The sequence below is a fragment of the Streptomyces sp. NPDC059010 genome, assembly GCF_042740355.1.
Classification (GTDB): Bacteria; Actinomycetota; Actinomycetes; order Streptomycetales; family Streptomycetaceae; genus Streptomyces.
In genome coordinates this window covers 38,548-55,972 of sequence record NZ_JBHYJA010000030.1, presented here as the reverse complement: position 1 = coordinate 55,972, position 17,425 = coordinate 38,548, and the positions used below count along the sequence as shown (strand labels likewise).

At 70.4% G+C, this 17,425-nt stretch carries 13 protein-coding genes; 6 read left to right on the top strand and 7 right to left on the bottom strand.

Annotation, left to right across the window (positions count from 1 at the left end; translation table 11 throughout):
- Window positions 1–62 precede the first annotated feature (62 nt).
- The 3 genes from ACFWYS_RS29225 (at window position 63) to ACFWYS_RS29215 (ending at window position 2,462) form a co-directional block, all read left to right on the top strand.
- A complete protein-coding gene (locus ACFWYS_RS29225) occupies window positions 63–821 on the top strand; it encodes a GPP34 family phosphoprotein (protein ID WP_384775200.1) in 759 nt (252 codons plus the stop codon).
- 347 nt (window positions 822–1,168) lie between these two features.
- Complete coding sequence (locus ACFWYS_RS29220; protein WP_384775197.1) at window positions 1,169–2,026, top strand: helix-turn-helix domain-containing protein; 858 nt, start codon at window positions 1,169–1,171, stop codon at window positions 2,024–2,026.
- 244 nt (window positions 2,027–2,270) lie between these two features.
- Complete coding sequence (locus tag ACFWYS_RS29215) at window positions 2,271–2,462, top strand: DUF397 domain-containing protein (RefSeq protein ID WP_384775195.1); 192 nt, start codon at window positions 2,271–2,273, stop codon at window positions 2,460–2,462.
- 176 nt (window positions 2,463–2,638) lie between these two features.
- On the opposite strand, the gene ACFWYS_RS29210 is transcribed toward ACFWYS_RS29215, so the two are convergent.
- A complete protein-coding gene (locus ACFWYS_RS29210; protein WP_384775192.1) occupies window positions 2,639–3,508 on the bottom strand; it encodes a hypothetical protein in 870 nt (289 codons plus the stop codon).
- Window positions 3,509–3,584: 76 nt separating this feature from the next.
- Here ACFWYS_RS29210 and ACFWYS_RS29205 point away from each other — a divergent pair, with 76 nt between their 5' ends.
- Both ACFWYS_RS29205 and ACFWYS_RS29200 read left to right on the top strand, forming a co-directional pair.
- The gene (locus ACFWYS_RS29205; protein ID WP_384775189.1) at window positions 3,585–4,370 is read left to right on the top strand and encodes an SDR family oxidoreductase; all 786 of its coding nucleotides are present in this window, start codon (window positions 3,585–3,587) and stop codon (window positions 4,368–4,370) included.
- 127 nt (window positions 4,371–4,497) lie between these two features.
- Window positions 4,498–6,072, top strand: coding sequence for a sodium:solute symporter family protein (locus ACFWYS_RS29200; RefSeq protein WP_384775186.1), 1,575 nt, complete (start codon window positions 4,498–4,500; stop codon window positions 6,070–6,072).
- A 72-nt stretch (window positions 6,073–6,144) separates the two neighbouring features.
- On the opposite strand, the gene ACFWYS_RS29195 is transcribed toward ACFWYS_RS29200, so the two are convergent.
- From ACFWYS_RS29195 to ACFWYS_RS29185, 3 genes are all read right to left on the bottom strand, one after another.
- Window positions 6,145–6,900 (bottom strand): hypothetical protein, encoded by a 756-nt coding sequence (locus tag ACFWYS_RS29195; protein WP_384775183.1) that lies wholly within the window; start codon window positions 6,898–6,900, stop codon window positions 6,145–6,147.
- A gap of 8 nt (window positions 6,901–6,908) precedes the next feature.
- A complete protein-coding gene (locus tag ACFWYS_RS29190) occupies window positions 6,909–8,024 on the bottom strand; it encodes an ADP-ribosylglycohydrolase family protein (RefSeq protein WP_384775180.1) in 1,116 nt (371 codons plus the stop codon).
- An 824-nt stretch (window positions 8,025–8,848) separates the two neighbouring features.
- Window positions 8,849–12,151: a tetratricopeptide repeat protein gene (locus ACFWYS_RS29185; protein ID WP_384775177.1), complete on the bottom strand. Its 3,303-nt coding sequence runs from the start codon at window positions 12,149–12,151 to the stop codon at window positions 8,849–8,851.
- A gap of 123 nt (window positions 12,152–12,274) precedes the next feature.
- On the opposite strand from ACFWYS_RS29185, the gene ACFWYS_RS29180 reads away from it, so the two are divergent.
- Window positions 12,275–12,790 carry a DUF2165 domain-containing protein gene (locus tag ACFWYS_RS29180; RefSeq protein WP_384775174.1) on the top strand — a complete coding sequence of 172 codons (516 nt, stop codon included), beginning with the start codon at window positions 12,275–12,277 and terminating at the stop codon, window positions 12,788–12,790.
- 19 nt (window positions 12,791–12,809) lie between these two features.
- On the opposite strand, the gene ACFWYS_RS29175 is transcribed toward ACFWYS_RS29180, so the two are convergent.
- The 3 genes from ACFWYS_RS29175 to ACFWYS_RS29165 form a co-directional block, all read right to left on the bottom strand.
- The gene (locus ACFWYS_RS29175; RefSeq protein WP_384775171.1) at window positions 12,810–13,976 is read right to left on the bottom strand and encodes a DUF418 domain-containing protein; all 1,167 of its coding nucleotides are present in this window, start codon (window positions 13,974–13,976) and stop codon (window positions 12,810–12,812) included.
- 92 nt (window positions 13,977–14,068) lie between these two features.
- Window positions 14,069–14,629, bottom strand: coding sequence for a hypothetical protein (locus ACFWYS_RS29170; RefSeq protein ID WP_384775169.1), 561 nt, complete (start codon window positions 14,627–14,629; stop codon window positions 14,069–14,071).
- Between the two features lie 137 nt (window positions 14,630–14,766).
- On the bottom strand, window positions 14,767–17,364 hold the full coding sequence (locus ACFWYS_RS29165) for a bifunctional FO biosynthesis protein CofGH (RefSeq protein ID WP_384775166.1): 2,598 nt from the start codon (window positions 17,362–17,364) through the stop codon (window positions 14,767–14,769).
- Window positions 17,365–17,425 lie beyond the last annotated feature (61 nt).

Here is a 17,425-nt window from a genome sequence, read left to right as displayed (position 1 = left end):
CACTCTCGACAGACCAATGTGAGAGGGGTCACCCTGTCATTCATCCACGCGGGGAGGCATGGATGGGCAGGAGCCGCAGAACAATTCCGGAGGAGCTTCTGCTGCTGGCGTTGGACCCGACCACGGGAACCACCGCACAGCCGCAGTCGCTCGACCTCGGCCTGGCCGGAGCACAGCTAGTGGAGCTGGCGCTGGCCGGTCGGATAGCCCCTGACGGGGATCGTATCGCCGTGGTAGTACCACGGCCGACTGGAGATCCGACACTGGACTGCGCGTTGGAGTTGCTGCGAAGGCGTGGCGCTCCCGTGCGTGCCGTCCATTGGATTGGCGGGCCCCGGCTGGGGCTGCGCCAGACCTATCTCTCGCATCTGGAGAGGTGCGGCATGGTTGCCGCCGTACCAGGACAGATGTGCGGAGTGCTGCCGACGACTCGCTACCAGGCGACGGACAACGACATCAGCCGGGAGATCAGGGCCCGGCTGGATTCCGCGATCCGTACCGGCGTACCGCCGGACCCACGGACCGCGGCGCTCGCCGCCCTGGCACACGCGGTCGGCCTCGGCAAACACCTGTATCCGGGCAATGAGGGCAGGTCCTCAAGGTCCCGGCTGCGGGATCTGATCAGGCACGACCCCATGGGCGGTCTCGTCGCGCACGCCGTGATGGACGTCCAGAACGGTGCGGCGGCCCAGCCGCGCCGCAGCCCCGCCCCGGCGGCCGGCCGTCAGGCCGCACCCGGAGGCAGGGCCGCAGCGGAACCCGCCCGTGGCGTTCCGGTGCAGCCGCACCGCGGATCCATGGCGCGTGTCGTGGCCCACTGAGCCGCAGTCCCACGACCGCACCACCGGAGCCGTTCACCCAGCACAACCGCAGGCACCACGTACGACACGCTCCACACGCACACCGAGCGCCGCGCCGCAGTCCCCAAGACCCGGTTCGGGAGCCGCTGGTCCGCGCGGGGCGACGGAACCGTATGTCCGTGAGACACGGACGGGACACGGGTTCCGCCGCCCCGCGCGGCCGCATGTCCCGGCGTTGTCCCCGAACTGGCGCGTATCCAGCGCATATCCACCGTTTCCCAGCGGTAGTAAGCACCTTGGTGGCAGTCTGCTCAACAGCAGATACGCAAAGTGGCAATCACAGGCAGGCAGCCGGAGGTGCACGTCCCGTGGCGTCCAATGTCAATCCCACCGTCAGGCGACGCCGGCTGGGCCAGGAGCTGCGCCGGCTCCGCGAGCTCAAGGGCATGACGGCCGAAGAGGTGGCCGAACGGCTGCTGGTGTCGCAGTCGAAGATCAGCCGGCTGGAGAACGGACGGCGCAGTATCAGCCAGCGCGACGTCCGCGATCTGTGCGGGGTCTACGAGGTGGAGGACCACCGGATCGTGGATTCGCTGATGCAGATGGCCAAGGATTCGCGGCAGCAGGGGTGGTGGCATTCCTTCGGCGACATCCCTTACAGCGTCTACATCGGGCTGGAGACGGACGCGGCGAGTCTGCGCGTGTACGACCCCCAGGTCGTCCCGGGCCTGTTGCAGACCAAGCAGTACGCGGAGGCCCTGATCTCCGGGGCGTTGCCGGAGACGGCGCCGACCGAGATCGAGAAGCGGGTCCAGGTACGGATGCGGCGACAGGAACGAATCTCCACCCAGGAGAACCCGCTGCGCCTGTGGACCGTCATGGACGAGGCCGCCCTGCGCCGGGTCGTCGGCAACCGCTCCCTGATGCGTGACCAGTTGGAACAGCTCGTCGAGCAGTCCCAGCTGCCGCACGTCACCGTGCAGGTGATCCCCTTCGAGATGGGCTCGCACCCGGGCCTGAACGGGCAGTACGCGATCCTGGAGTTCCCGGACGCGGCCGACTCCAGCGTCGTCTACATCGAGGGCGTCACCAGCGACCTGTATCTGGAGAAGGCGAACGACGTCCAGAAGTACAGCGTGATGTACGAGCACCTGCGGGCGCAGGCCCTGAACGTGGACCAGTCACGCCAGTTCATCGCGGACATCGCGAAGGAATACGCCCGCTGAGCACCCCGTCCCGACCGGAGGACGCCGCACGGTACACCTCCTCCAGGGCGGGATGGAAGAGTCCACTGGAATATGCACCCACCCGAGTGAATAGTCGCTTCGTAAGCCGATGTTGGCGAGTAGCGTCGATCACGCCACCGAGCAACAAGGTTGGCGTGAATCGTCCCGCAGGTCCCGGCCTGCAGTTCCGGTCCGGACACGCGGGACGGTGACAGCATTCAACATCTGGCAATTCGGAGCAAACATGGCAATTCGTCAGGGTTCCACGGACACGTGGACCAAGTCCTCGTACTCGACAGGAAACGGCGCGTGCGTCGAGGTCAAGTCACCGGTCACGGCGGCCATGGCGGTGCGGGACTCCAAGGTCCCCGCGGGCCCGATCCTGGCGTTCCCCGCTGACGCGTGGAACACGTTCGTGGCGTCGGTCAAAGCGTAAGGGGCGGGTCTGTCTGATCCTCACCCGTCAACCGACTCCACGATCGACAACTGCACAAGCACCACAGCCAGAGCCCTCTCGACCAGCCCGCCGTCCTTGCCGAGGGGGCTCGGCCATGCCCGCGTCCGGCCGCGACAGTGCGGAGCCCGGCCGCCTCTGCGCAACGCCGGCCCTCTTCAGCGCAGTTCCGCCACGTACCGGTCCGTGCCCGGCACCGTAGGCACGAACGGCGCCACCAGCTCCACCCTCCCCAGCCCCGACTCCCCCACCGCCGTGCCCAGGTCGGTGAAGTGTTCCTCCCAGCACTGCCTGGGGTCCTCCTCCAGGAACCACAGCAGCGTCAGGCGGGTGTCCGTGCCCTCGACCTGCTTGACGTACGACATGCGGTCCAGCGGGAGGGGCGTGGGCCGGAAGAGAGTCACCATCGCGGCCGGTGAGCCCGCGAGGCGCTTGGCGAGATGGCGGGCGCGCAGCCACTCCAGCAACTCGGCGCGCCGCTCCGGCGACTCGGCGTCGACGACCTGCACGACCAGGCCCGCGTAGGGGTGGTCCAGGGCGTGGAAGTCGCGGGGGCCCGCCGCGCCGTCGCGGTACACCGTCGCCTCGTGGTCCTGGAACGCCGTGAAGACATGGGTGCGGTCCTGGTAGACGCGGGCGTCGCGGTTGAGGCGCTTGTTGATGGCGACCGTCCAGCGCATGTGGTCGGCGTAGCGGCCGGCGGTGATCCAGTACGTCGAGATGTAGCAGCCGGCGGTGACCGGCTGGGCTATCGCCGACTTCTCGGGGTAGCGCAGGAGCTGGAGATCACGGGTCGCGACCCAGCGGCGGCCCGCGTACATCCAGGGCATCGCCATCGCGCCGGCGTAGTAGTGGTCGTCCTCGTACCAGCGGTTGTAGGCGTACTCGTGCCCCGGGTGCGGCTCGACCATGGTGATCAGGGCGTGGCCGGGGCGGACTCCGTACGGGCCTACGGCGGCCAGTTCGGCGTATGCCTCGCTATGCGTGTCCTCGCTGCGGGTGTCCTGGCTACGCGTGTCCTCGCTCATGCGGTTCCCCTTTCCTGCTGTCACCCATACTCTGACGGGCCGTCAGATATCGCGTCCAGAGTCGGGAGGCAGCGGAATGTCACTGCTCGTAGGCAAGACCGTCGTCGTGTCGGGAGTGGGCGCCGGCCTCGGTCACCAGGTCGCCGCCGCGGTGGTGCGCGACGGCGGGAACGCGGTCCTCGGGGCGCGCACGGAGGCCAACCTCGCCAAGAGCGCGGCCGAGATCGATCCGGACGGGGCGCACACGGCGCACCGGGCGACCGACATCACCGACGAGGCGCAGTGCGAAGCGCTGGCGGCGCTCGCGCGGGAGCGGTTCGGGCGGATCGACGCGGTCGTCCATGTGGCCGCCTGGGACAGCTACTTCGGCGGCCTGGAAGACGCGGACTTCACCACGTGGCAGTCGGTGATCGACGTGAACCTGCTGGGGTCGCTGCGCATGACACGGGCCTGTCTCCCGGCCCTCAAGGAGCGCGGGGGCTCGGTCGTCTTCATCGGGACACAGTCCTCGGTCGCCGCCCCCTCGCAGGTGCGGCAGGCAGCGTACGCGGCGTCGAAGGGAGCGCTGACCAGCGCGATGTACTCACTGGCCCGCGAGCTCGGCCCGCACCGCATCCGGGTCAACACCGTGCTGCCGGGCTGGATGTGGGGGCCGCCGGTGCAGGCGTTCGTCCAGTTCACGGCGCACACGGAGGACGTGCCGGAGGCGGACGTACTCAAGCGGCTGACGGAGCGGATGGCGCTGCCGGAGCTGGCCACGGACGGGGATGTGGCCAACGCGGCCGTGTTCCTCGCGTCGGACCTGGCGCGGGCGATCACCGGGCAGTCATTGCTGGTCAACGCCGGGGAGCTGATGCGATGACGTTCATGTAGATGAACGCAGGCCATCATGCCGAATACTTTTACCTCCCTTTGACCTTACACTCACTTGTCGTGTTCACGCGACAGCACCCACGATGAGCCCCGGGCCGAACCCTGGGAGGACGCACATGAACGGTCTCGACTGGGCCGTGCTCGTCGGCTACTTCGGCGTGATGGTGGCGATCGGCGTCTGGTCGCACAAGCGGGTGGACAACGTCAGCGACTTCTTCACCGCGGGCGGCAAGATGCCGTGGTGGCTGTCCGGGATCTCGCATCACATGTCCGGATACAGCGCGGTGATGTTCACCGGATACGCGGGCATCGCCTACACCTACGGCGTCACGTCCTTCGTCACCTGGTCCTTCCCCATCGCACTAGGCATCGCCATCGGCTCGAAGCTTTTCGCGCCGCGTATCAACCGGCTGCGTTCACGGCTGCATGTGGCCTCTCCGCTGGAGTACCTGAAGAGCCGTTACGACCTGAAGACCCAGCAGGCGCTGGCCTGGTCCGGCATGCTGCTGAAGATCGTGGACGTGGGCGCGAAGTGGGCGGCGATCGCGACCCTGTTGTCGGTCTTCACCGGAGTGTCGCTCAACCAGGGCATCCTCATCACCGGCGGCATCACCGCCGTCTACTGCACCATCGGCGGGCTGTGGGCGGACGCGCTCACCGAACTCGGCCAGTTCGTCATCCAGTTGCTGGCAGGCGTCGCGATGTTCGTCGCGGTCATCCTGAAGCTGAACGACAAGGGCATCGGCTTCCTCGGCGCCTGGGACGAGCCGGAGCTGCAGGGACACGGCGAGCCGCTGGTCGGCCCGTACGGCACGGTCTTCCTGCTCGCCTTCCTCTTCATCAAGCTCTTCGAGTACAACGGCGGCATGCTCAACCAGGCCCAGCGCTACATGGCCACGGCCACTCCGTACGAGGCCGAGCGCTCGGCACGGCTGTCGGCCCTGCTGTGGCTGGTCTGGCCGGTGGTGCTGTTCTTCCCGATGTGGATGTCGCCGCTGCTGGTCGAGTCCCAGAAGCCGGACGGATCCGACTCCTACGGCCTGATGACCGAACAGCTGCTCCCGCACGGCCTGTTGGGCCTGGTCATCGTCGGCTTCTTCTCACACACCATGGCCATGTGCTCCTCCGACGCCAACGCCATCGCGGCCGTGTTCACCCGGGACTGCGCGCCGGTGATCTGGCGCCGGGCGCGGACCTGGAGCGAGGGGCAGGGGCTGAAGGTCGCCCGGATCACCACCGTCGTCTTCCTCGGCCTGTCCATGGCGGCGGCGACGCAGGTCAACTCCCCCGCGTTCAAGGACATCATCACCGTCGTGATCAAGTGGGTGGCCGGCCTGATGGGCCCGATGGCGATCCCGATGATGCTGGGCCTGCTCCGCCCGTTCCGCCGCTCCGGCCCCACGGCCGCGCTCACCAGCTGGTCGATGGGCCTGCTCGCGTTCTGGCTGGTCAACTACCCGATCAGCTGGCAGATCGAGGGCGGCGTACCGCTCCAGTACCAGGTCTCCATCCCGCTCGCGGTCTCGCTGGTCCTGTACATCCTCATCGGCTTCCTCAAGCCGGAGGACACCCCGGAACGGCTCGCGATCGTGGAGCGCATCAATACGGACGGGGACGGGGCCGCGGCGGCCGCGGTGCCGGCGCCCGCCGGGGGCGTGGAGGACGCGGTGGGCACGCACGCGAAGGACTGACATCCCGCGCCGGTGTGGGCGCCTGCCGCGGCGAGCCCACACCGGCCAAGCAGGCCGGTGGGACGGTCGAGCTCAGGACTGGGGTACTGGCGGTGGTGTGGACGGGGCGTCGTCGTCCAGGTCGCCGCGCAGGGCGGCGAGGACGAAGGCCACCATGCAGGCCAGGAGGAGCAGCGCGAGCGGCCCCCAGATCGCCGGGATCGCCCACATCGGCCAGTCGTTGGCCGACTGCGCCCAGAGCGTCAGGATGGCCGCGCCCCCGATACCGACGGCGTGCCACCGCACCACGGTCGCCGCCTTCGCGTGCCGCCGGTTGCGCCGTGCGAAGAGCGGCCACAGCGATCCGACCAGGGCGGTCAGGCCGAACGCGGTACAGGCGAGCGCGCCGCCGAGGCGGTCCTCGGGCCACCCCACGGGCCCGGACGAGGTCTGCTGCCGTCGTCCGTCGGCGTCCCGGACCTCGACGACCTGACCGTGCCAGATCAGGCCCACGACCTTCTCGCCCGGTGCCATCTCCGACACCACCGGATCCGCCTGCCGGAACGTCACCTCCCACGGTTTACCGCTCGGCAGCAGCAACTCCGCCTCAGGTGACCCGTTCCTCCTACCGCGGTTCAATTCCGCCGCCCGAACGGTGAAGTCCTGCTCCCACCGGCACCCCGATGCCTTCACCGGGACGGAGGCGCACGTCGGCGCGGCACGGAACTCCCGCTCCCGCTCCATCGCTCCGCGGACCTCGAAGGCCATCACCACTCCCAGGACGAGAGCCGTGGCGGACAGCACCAGCCATATGACGGTCCGTACGACCTTGTTCCCCGCCGCCCCCACCGTTCCCCCTAAGCCCGTGGATATCTGGCCAGCCACCCCGGGGACGAGCCCCCCGGCCCGTGCAGGGCCGGCCCCTGGGTCATCTCCATCGCGAAGTCGTCGGCCAGTTCGAGGATCGTGGGGCGGCCCTCCAGTTCGGCCAGCCACGCCGGGGGCAGGGCGGTCTCGCCGTGCAGGGCGCCGAGCAGGCCGCCGGTGAGGGCGGCCGCGGCGGCGGAGGGGCCGTCGTGGTTCACGGCGAGGCAGAGCCCGTGCCGGACGTCCTCCCCCACCAGGGCGCAGTACACGGAGGCCGCGAGCAGTCCGTCAGCCGAGCCGTCGGCCGCGAGTTCCTCCACCCGCGCCGGGCTGGGCATGCCCTGCCGTACGGCACCCAGCGCATGCTGCAACGCGTCGGACACGGGCTCGTGCCCGGGCCGCAGGGCGAGCAGTGCGAGGGCCCGCTGTACGGCGCCGTCGAGGCTCTCCCCGCAGGCGAGGCCGTGCACGATCACCGCGTACGCGCCCGCCGACAGGTAGGCGACGGGGTGGCCGTGGGTCTGCGTCGCGCACTCCACGGCGAGCTGCACGACGAGCTGCGGCTCCCAGCCGACGAGCAGCCCGAAGGGCGCGGAACGGGCGACTGCCTCCGGCCCGAGCTCGGCGGCGTTCTTGGGCGACTCCAGCGTGCCCATGGCGTCGTCACCGAGGCCGAGGAGCAGGGCGCGCGTCGGGTCCCGGCGGGCGTACAGCCACTCCTCGCGGGCCAGCCAGCCGTCGTCCTTGCGGCGCTCGTCGGGTCCCCAGTCCCGCTGGGTGGCGGCCCAGCGCAGATACGCCCGGTGCAGGTCGGTCGGCGGATGCCAGGCGCCGGTGTCCCGTCTCACCTGGGCTCTTATCAGGCCGTCGACCGAGAAGAGGGTCAGCTGGGTGAGATGACTCACGGCGCCGCGCCGACCGTACCCGAACCCGAGATCGGCGAGGCCCTCGGCGCCGTACTGCTCCTGGATCTCCTCCAGCCCGAGCCCGTCGACGGGCGCCCCGAGGGCGTCTCCGACGGCCACACCGAGCAGCGTGCCGCGCACCCGGCTACGGAAGTCCTGCTGTTCGGTACGGCCCCAGACGGCGCCGGCTGTCGCACTCACCAAGACCTCCCCGGGACACCGTCCGACCGCACGACAGTTCGCCACTGTAATCGACCGGGGACGATCGGTTCAGGGTGCGGATCGGTATGCGAGGTGTGACCGAAGTGGTCCTGAGTGATCCCGGGTGGTTCCGAATGGTCCTGAGTGGTCAGCTGTCCCCCGGACCGGGGCCGGCCGCCCAGTCCGTCACAGTCCCGCCTCTGCCTCAGCGGTCTCTCGGATCGCGCGGATCTCGGCGATCGCCTCCGCCGGGTCTGCTCCCCCGCGTCCACGATTCGCTCCAGCTCACGCAGCCGCGCCGCGCGTTCCGGGTGCCGTTCGATCGCCACGAACACGGCCCAGGAGTGAACGAAGGTCGCAGCGGGGCGAGGCTCTGGGTCTGCTGGGCGTTCGTCGTGGCCTCGAAGAGGTGTTGTGTGGCCTGGATCCGGCTCGGCGCGATGCGCGCGACGGCAGCCCGCAGCGCGTCCGGAGTCAGCTCAGGCATGGGGGATCAGCGGTCTCTACGCCGCCACGCCGACCGGACGGCAGTCCCGGCATCGTCCCGGCCGTGAAGAGCGGAACGTACGCTCGCAGCCGTCGCAGGTCTGGAGTGGATCCGGGCGGACGGGGGTCGGGGGATGTGCCGGGGCCGGGAGAGGCGGCGGGAGGAGCGCTTCGAGGCGGTGGGCCAGGAATGCCGCCGGGTTCTTGATGGGGTCCGCGGGCAGGCCGTTCGTCAGGGCCCCCTGTACGACGGTGGACGGAACACCCCTCTCCAGCCAGGCGGAGACCGCCGGGGCCAGGCGCCGTACGTCCCGTTCGGCCAGCAAAGGTCATTCCGCTTAACGCGCCCGTACCGCCTCGCATGCCTCGGTGACCGCCGTCAGGCGGGGGGCGAGGTGGGTCCGGTGCGTGTGGGGGCTGTCCAGGAGGTCGGTGAGGATGGCGGCGACGTTCGCCAGTTCGTCCCAGCCCGGCTCCATGGCGAAGAAGTCGGCCAGTCCTTGGTCGGCCTCGGCCCAGTCGGCGAGTGCGCAGGCGATGAAGCAGCGTGCCTGGGCGCGTTCCGGCTCCCCCAGCTCATCGTCCTCGTCCAAGGACCGGGCCAGCTCCCGCCACAGAGGTTCCGCCGACCGCAGGCCCTCGGATCGGCCCATGGTCAAGGCCAGTTGGAAGGTACCGGCGAGGGGCTCCGTCTCGCGCAGCCGTTCGGCGATTCGTCGTGCCTCCGACCAGTTTCCGCTGTGACGGTGCAGCTCGATGCGTAGATCGTCCAGGTCGGCTCCGTCGGGTGACCCAGCTCCTTCCGCGTCGGCCAGACGGGCGGACGCCTCCTCCCAACGGCCGCACAGCATCAGCACCTCGATGGCGGCGCGGCGCGCCCACTCCGTCTCCGACTCCAGCGCGACGCACCGGTCCAGGTCGGCGAGAGCCTGCTCGCTCCGCCCGATCGCCAGACAGACTCGCGCCCGCTGGCCGTAGGCCCATCCGTAGTCCTGGTCCAACGCCGTCGCGCGATCCAGATTGCGGAGGGCCTCCTCGTAGTTCTTCAGGGCGCGGTGGGTCGCCCCGAGGGAAGCCCATGCGTAGTCGTAGTCCGGATCCTGTTCCAGAGCCCGGTGGAATGCGGCGAGCGCCTCGTCGTAGCGGTCGGCGAGCCGGTAGGCCTCGCCCAACTCACCGGCGGCCCAACCGCCTTCCGTCTGCACCTCGTCGGCTCGCCGAAGATCCTCGAACCTGCCTTCCTGGTCGTCCAGTCCGCCCCTCACCCGGGCCCGCATCACCAACGCCCAGGTGTAGTCGGGGGTCAGCTCGATGGCACGGTCGAGATCGGCCAGAGCCTCCTCGTGGCGGCCCAGCTCAAGCTGGGCGCAGCCCCGGCTCGCGAGCGCCGAGCTGTAGTCGGGCTTGAGGGCGATCGCTCGGCCGAGCTCGGTGACGGCCTCCTCGAACCTGCCCGTGAGCCGGTAGGCGTCACCGCGTTCCGATGCCACCCAGGAAGAGTCGGGCGCGATACGGACCGCGCGGTCGAAGTCCGCGAACGCCGTGTCCCACTCTCCCGTCATCCGGCGCAGGCGGGCCCGGCGCACAAGCGGCCACACATGGTTCTCGTCGAGGCTCAGCGCCTGATCGAAGTCGGCGAGTGCCTCGTCGTACTGCCCGAGCGCCTGTCGGCACAGGCCTCGGGCGGTCAGGAACGCGGGATCGGTCGGGTCGAGGGCGATGGCCCGGTCGAAGCCGGCGATGGCTTCCTCGAAACGGCCCGCCATCCGGCAGGTCTGCGCCCGCTCGGCGGTGATCCACTCATCGTCGGGGGTCAGCGCGTCCGCACGGTCGAAAGCGGCCAGTGCCGCCGCGAAGTCACCGAGAGCTCGGTGAGTGAGACCGCGGCCGGCGTGGGCCGGGGTCAGCTCCGGATCGAGCTCGATGGCCCGGTCGGAATCGGCCAGGGACAGTTCGTACTTTCCCTCGTGGCGCAGTTCCCTCGCCCGGAACGTGTACGCGGCCGCCCGCCCGCGCGCGTCCAGCCCGGGACGGGACAGGACCAGGTCCGCGAGCCTGGTCAACGCGGTCGCGTCGTCCGCGAGGGCCTCGCGCAGCAGCCGGCCCCACTCGCGCAGGGCCGGGTCGTCCGTCGCCTCGCCCGCCTCCGCCAGCATCCGGGCCCAGCGGCGGGCGGCCACCTCGTCGGTGCCGCAGACCCACACCAGGTCCCGCAGCGCCTCGGCGAGCGCCGCACGCGGGCGGGCGCACAGCGCGTGGTACGTCTCCTCCAACCGCAGCTCGCGCCACGGCTCGTCCGCCCATTCCAGATAGGCGCCCAGGCCGCTCGCCGCCTCCTCGCGCCAGCGCCCGAAGACACCCGCGAGCCTCTCGTGGCGCTCGGTCCAGCTTCGGGGAGACCGCCGCCGCTGCAACCGGAGCATCGGCTCACGCACCAGGTCGTGATAGCGCGGCCGGTCCCCGCGGTCGTCCACGAACGACAGGGCGCGCAGCCAGCCGAAGAGCGGGTCGACGTCCTCGTCCGGGCATTCCACGGCCGCCCGGAAGACGTCCACGTCGAGGCGCCGGGGCAGTGCGCACGCGAGGGCCACTGCCCTGCGTACGGGATCCTGCTCCCACTTCAGGAAGCGTTCGACGGCCGTGGCGCTGGGGTCGCCCACGTCGTCCGGGCCGGTGGGCCGCTGGTCAGCCAGGGTCGAGACCAGTACCGGCAGTCCACCGGTGAGGCGGAGCACCTCCTCCACCACCGGCTCGGCCACGACTCCCTTGTCCGCGAGCAGTCCGCGTGTCTCGGTCTCCGTGAACGGGCCGAGCGGCACGTCGGTCATGAAGTCGGCGAAGCCGCCCCAGCGGGCGGTGTCGAAGGGGTGCTGGCCTGCGGTGACCACGACGACCGTGGCGGGCAGCGTGCCGTGGCGGTCCGTGGTCATCACCTCGTGCAGCCAGCCGTCCAGGAACGGGCCGGTGCGTTCGTACGTGTCGAAGAACAGGACGATCCAGGGCGCCGCCGTTGCCGCGTCGGACAGCTCGGTGAGCAGCACCGGTGTGAGCACGCGCTCCGGGGACAGCACCAGCTGCACGTCGTCCTCGTTTCGGAAGCGGGAGCTGAGCCCCGCGCGCAGCCGGTCGGCGCCCTGCGCGAGGTGGGCCGCGTCGAGGGCCCCGGCGAAGGCACCGATCCCCGGCACCATGCCCAGCCCCACCAGCCCGGCCCGCATCACCGCCGTACTGCCGGCCGACGGCGCCTGCGGCTCCGGGTCCAGCGCGGCGACGGCGGCCTCCGCCTCATGCCGTCGTTCCCGATGGGCGGCGAGCAGCCGCTCAAGTTCCTTGAACTTGTGTCCCTGCGCGGCAAGTTGACGGCTGATCGCCGCCATCGCCTCCGGCACGCTGCCGACGGTCTCGTCGACGTACGCCGTGTGCGCCCCCTTCTCGCGGGCGACCTGCTCCAACTCCCGTACCAGGAAGGTCTTGCCGACGCCCGCATTGCCGTGCACATGGAAGAGGAAGCGATGTCGCTCGTCCTCCGGCTGCAGGTCGAGGTTCTCCCGGAACGCGGCCCGCTCGGCCCCCCGCCCCACGAACCCGGCCCGTCTGCGCTGCCGGATCAGCTCCTGCATCGACGGCCGCGCCTGCGCCATTCAGGGTCCCCTCTCTCCGCCGACCGGCCTCCCTCATTCTGGCTCAACTCCGGTGTGCAGACTTCCGACGGAACTGGCTCAATGCGTTCCGCACACAGCACCCGCACAGGGAAGATGACCATCATGTCAACCACACCCCCACGCACCCCCCTCCACCTCGCGGCCACCCTGCTCACCGCGACCGTCGCCCTGTACATCGCCCTCGTCGCCTTCGGGAACATCACCGACTTCGGGACGAACCAGCAGTTCGTACACCACGTCCTGGCGATGGACACCACGTTCAAGGACGACGACCTGATGTGGAGAGCCGTCACCAGCAAGGGACTTCAGGACGCGGCCTACGTCGCGATCATCGTCTGGGAGACGGTCGCCGCCCTCGTGCTCATATACGGCACCTGGCTCTGGTTCCGTCGCGACGACGCCCGTGCCCGTCGCTTCTCGACGTACGGTCTGCTGATGCTCATGCTGCTGTTCGGCGCCGGGTTCATCGCGATCGGCGGTGAGTGGTTCTCGATGTGGCAGTCCGGGGACTGGAACGGGCTGGACGCGGCGACGCGGGTGTTCCTGTTCAGCGGGCTCGTGCTGCTCGTCATCCATCTGCCGTTCGGACAGGGGCGCCAGCAGACCGACGCCGCCTGACGCGCATCCCTGACCCCTTTCAGTGACGCAGGGCCCATTTCTGGACCGACTCCAGGGGCCCTGCCGAGAAACGCCGCAGCCACAGCGTGGAGCCCACCATCAGCACCGCGCAGACCGTGACCCACAGCCCCACGACCCACCAGGGGCGCGCGCCGTCGAGCCGTTCCGCCAGGCCCAGCCCGATGCCGTACGACACCAGCACGCACAGCACGTTCTGGAGGACGTAGCCGGACAGGGCGGTGCGGCCGACGGAGGTCAGGCCCGTCAGCAGCGGGCCCGGCCGCCGCACCCGGTCCACCACCGCGCCGATCAGGCCGATGTACCCGAGCGCCAGCAGCGGGGCGGTGCCGTAGCGGGCCAGGAGGAAGAGGTCCGGGCCGGCCAGTACCGCCGCGAGGTTGAGCGGCAGGCCGAGGCCCAGGCCCCACGCCAGCAGACGGGACCGGATCCGGCGGGCCTGCTCGTCCGCGCCGAACGCGCCCGCCCGGAACAGCCGGACGCCCAGCAGGAACAGGAAGACCAGGAGGAAGAAGGTCAGCACCGGCTCCATGCGCAGCGCGATCGCGTTCTCCAGGCGGAAGGAGATCTGGTCCAGGTAGCTGCCGTGCGCGTACAGGTCCACGACTTCGCGGGAGACGGTGCCGCCGCCGTCGCTGCCGTCACCGGTGCCGGCTATCGCGACGGTCAGCAGACCCATCAACGTCAGATGCAGGCCCGCCGCCCACCACATCACCCGCCGCTGGGCCCGTTCCGAGCGGGTCAGCAGCCAGGCGACGAGGAGTGCGGTGACCGCGTACCCCATCAGTACGTCCCAGGCGAAGACCAGCACGAAGTGCACCGTGCCCTCGCCGAACAGGAACAGCGCACGCCACCGGTAGCGCCCCGGCCACGGCTGCCCGCGCCGCTCCGCCGACGCGTACTGGATGGCCAGCCCGACCCCGAACAGGATCGTCAGCAGCGACAGGAACTTGCCGTTCGCCAGCACGCTGAACGTGCCTTCCACGACCCCCGTGTGCGTCCCCGCCTGCTGGGCTCCCCACTCCGCGCCCGGCCCCGTGAAGATCCATACGTTCGTCATGAGCGTGCCCAGGATGGCCGCCCCGCGCAGCACGTCGAGGAGGGGAAGCCGTCGTCCGGTGGGGGCGGCCTGCGGTGTCCGTGTCGCTCGCGCGTCCGTGTGCGTCATGCATTCATCGTCACGGCGGTACCGGACGCAATCGTCATGAGCGAAGGCGAACCCGGCCTACATCGAAGGATGCAGTTCACCCCCGGTGGCTCCTACTTGACCACGACCACCGGCGTACCCGACTCCCCGAACGCCCACAGTGCCGCCCCGTCGGCCGCGTGCATCCGGACCCCGCCGGTCTGCTTGCCCCCGGCGGGCGGGGGCGAGGAGCCGTCCACGGCGTTGGAGAAGGCGATGGAGAGGCCGGACTTCGCGGCGAAGTAGACGATGTTCTCGATCTTGACGCCGTCCGAACCGGTGGTCGACTCGTTGCGCGAGGACACCGTGTAGCTGCCGAGGTCCGGGTCCACGGTGCCCGGCCAGACGGCGAAGGTGCGGCGCGCCGCGTCGCTCGCGTCGACCAGCCACACCCGCTTCTGCCCGAGGGAGTACACGATCCGGCGTCCCGTGCCCGAGCCGTCCGGCACGGTGGCGGGCGACGCGGACTTCGACGGGGCGGGGCTCGCGCCCGGGGACGCCGACGCGCTCGGCCGGGCCGCCGCGGCCGTCGGGTGCGGCCCCTTGTCGGCCTGCACGGCGAGGACGGCGACGGCGGCTATCGCTCCCACCGTCAGACCGGTCACCCAGACCTTGGGAGCAGGCACGGCACGCATCTCCTCGGTGACGAAAGCTACGGAAGGCTATGGAGGGCTATGGAGGGCTGTGGAAAGCCACGGGTGGCTACGGATGGCTACGGAACCCCTTCGACGGGGGTCGGATCATCGTACCGACCCCCGCGAGGCCGTCCTCCTCAGTCCAGCACCGGCAGCAGCTCCGGCAGATGTCCGTCCGAGGCCGTCGCCGCCCGCTGTCGTTCCTCCGGTACCTCGCCGTACAGGGTCGTGCGGGGCTTCGCCGGGCGCCCGGCCGCCTCGGCGACGGCCACCAGGTCGCGTACCGACTTGTAGGAGCCGTACGACGAACCCGCCATCCGCGAGATCGTCTCCTCCATCAGCGTGCCGCCCAGGTCGTTCGCCCCCGAGCGGAGCATCTCCGCCGCGCCCTCGGCGCCCAGCTTCACCCAGCTGGTCTGGATGTTGGGGATGTGCGGGTGGAGGAGGAGACGGGCCATCGCCGTCACCGCCCTGTTGTCGCGGGTCGTCGGGCCGGGGCGGGCGATGCCCGCGAGGTAGACGGGCGCGTTGGTGTGGATGAACGGCAGGGTGACGAACTCGGTGAAGCCGCCGGTGCGTTGCTGGATGCCGGCCAGGGTGCGCAGGTGGCCGAGCCAGTGGCGGGGCTGGTCGACATGGCCGTACATCATCGTCGACGAGGACCGGATGCCGAGTTCGTGGGCCGTCGTGATCACCTCGATCCACGTCGCCGTCGGCAGCTTGCCCTTGGTCAGGACCCAGCGGACCTCGTCGTCGAGGATCTCGGCGGCGGTGCCGGGGATGGAGTCCAGGCCCGCCTCCTTCGCCGCCGTCAGCCACTCGCGGATGGACAGGCCGGTGCGGGTGGCGCCGTTCACCACCTCCATGGGTGAGAAGGCGTGGACGTGCATGCCCGGCACCCGCGTCTTGACCGCCCGTGCGATGTCGAAGTACGCCGTCCCGGGCAGGTCCGGGTGGATGCCGCCCTGCATGCAGACCTCCACCGCGCCCACCTCCCAGGCCTGTTGGGCGCGGTCGGCGACCTGGTCCAGGGAGAGGGTGTAGGCGTCGGCGTCCGTGCGGCGCTGGGCGAAGGCGCAGAAGCGGCAGCCCGTGTAGCAGACGTTGGTGAAGTTGATGTTGCGGGTGACGATGTACGTCACGTCGTCGCCGACCGCCGATTTACGGACGTCGTCGGCGACCCGGGTGAGCGCGTCCAGCGCCGGGCCGTCCGCGTGCAGCAGCGCCAGTGCCTCGTCGTCGGTCAGCCGGGTCGGGTCGTCGGCCGCGACCCGCAGGGCCTGGCGGACGTCGGTGTCGATGCGCTCGGGCGCCATGCCGGGGGCGGCGGCCTCGCGCAGGGCGCCCCAGTCGCCGTACACCTCGTCGAAGTCGTCGCGGCGGTCGGACGTACGGCCCTCGGTGTCGATGGTGGTGTGGAGGTCGGTGCGGCCGGATGCGACGAAGGCCTCCTCCGGCTCCTGCCACGGACGCCCTTCCGGAAGGACGTCCACACGCGCGAGGCCCGTCTCCGGGTCGGCGAGCGCCCCCACGTGCGGACGCAGCCGCGGGTCCAGCCAGGGCTCGCCGCGCTGCACGAACTCCGGGTACACACAGAGGCGTTCACGCAGCTCGAACCCGGCCGCCGCCGACCGCTCGGTGAGCTCCTCGATCTGCGGCCAGGGGCGCTCGGGGTTCACATGGTCGATGGTCAGCGGGGAGACGCCGCCCCAGTCGTCGATGCCGGCCGTGATCAGCCGCTCGTACTCGCTGTCGACCAGGTTCGGCGGGGCCTGGATGTTGGCGGCGGGGCCGAGGATGTGCCGGGCGACGGCGACCGTGGCGACGAGTTCGTCCAGTTCCGCGTCCGGCATGCCGCGCATCGCGGTGTCCGGCTTGGCGCGGAAGTTCTGGATGATCAGTTCCTGGATGCTGTGGTACGACCGTGCCACGCGGCGGAGTGCGAAGAGGGACTCGGCCCGCTCCTCGTACGTCTCGCCGATCCCGATCAGGATCCCGGACGTGAAGGGGACGGAGGACCGGCCCGCGTCCTCCAGGACGCGCAGGCGGACGGCGGGTTCCTTGTCGGGGGAGCCGTGGTGCGGGCCGCCGGGCTCGGACCACAGGCGGGTCGCGGTCGTCTCCAGCATCATGCCCATCGACGGGGCCACGGGCTTGAGGCGCTGGAAGTCGGTCCAGGTCATGACGCCCGGGTTGAGGTGGGGCAGCAGACCCGTCTCCTCCAGGATGCGGATGGAGATGGCGCGGACGTAGGCGATGGTGTCGTCGTAGCCGTGCGCGTCGAGCCACTCCCGCGCCTCGGGCCAGCGGTCCTCCGGCTTGTCGCCGAGGGTGATGAGGGCTTCCTTGCAGCCGAGGGCCGCGCCCTTGCGGGCGATGTCGAGGACCTCGTCCGGGGACATGAACATCCCGTGCCCGGCGCGGCGCAGCTTGCCGGGCACGGTGACGAAGGTGCAGTAGTGGCACTTGTCCCGGCACAGCCGGGTGAGGGGGATGAACACGCTCTTCGAGTAGGTGATGACGCCGGGCCGGCCCGCGGCTTCGAGGCCCGCGTCGCGCACCCGGCCGGCGGACGCGGCGAGGTCGTCGAGTGCCTCGCCGCGGGCCTGGAGCAGTACGGCCGCCTCGGAGACGTCGAGCGCGACGCCGTCCCGGGCGCGTTTGAGGGCGCGACGCATGGAGTTCTCGGTCGGGCCAGGTGTCGAGCCGGTTCCGGAGGTCGCGGAAGTCGTCATCCTTCGAGCATACGAGCGAGCTGATCAGTGCAATTGGGCGCCGCCCGATTCAGGCGACCTG

Coding starts and splice junctions, on each gene's coding strand:
- ACFWYS_RS29225 (WP_384775200.1), top strand. CDS start 63: ATGGGCAGGAGCCGCAGAACAATTCCGGAGGAGCTTCTGCTGCTGGCG.
- ACFWYS_RS29205 (WP_384775189.1), top strand. CDS start 3,585: ATGTCACTGCTCGTAGGCAAGACCGTCGTCGTGTCGGGAGTGGGCGCC.
- ACFWYS_RS29185 (WP_384775177.1), bottom strand. CDS start 12,151: ATGGCGCAGGCGCGGCCGTCGATGCAGGAGCTGATCCGGCAGCGCAGA.
- ACFWYS_RS29200 (WP_384775186.1), top strand. CDS start 4,498: ATGAACGGTCTCGACTGGGCCGTGCTCGTCGGCTACTTCGGCGTGATG.
- ACFWYS_RS29165 (WP_384775166.1), bottom strand. CDS start 17,364: ATGACGACTTCCGCGACCTCCGGAACCGGCTCGACACCTGGCCCGACC.
- ACFWYS_RS29215 (WP_384775195.1), top strand. CDS start 2,271: ATGGCAATTCGTCAGGGTTCCACGGACACGTGGACCAAGTCCTCGTAC.
- ACFWYS_RS29175 (WP_384775171.1), bottom strand. CDS start 13,976: ATGACGCACACGGACGCGCGAGCGACACGGACACCGCAGGCCGCCCCC.
- ACFWYS_RS29210 (WP_384775192.1), bottom strand. CDS start 3,508: ATGAGCGAGGACACGCGTAGCCAGGACACCCGCAGCGAGGACACGCAT.
- ACFWYS_RS29170 (WP_384775169.1), bottom strand. CDS start 14,629: ATGCGTGCCGTGCCTGCTCCCAAGGTCTGGGTGACCGGTCTGACGGTG.
- ACFWYS_RS29180 (WP_384775174.1), top strand. CDS start 12,275: ATGTCAACCACACCCCCACGCACCCCCCTCCACCTCGCGGCCACCCTG.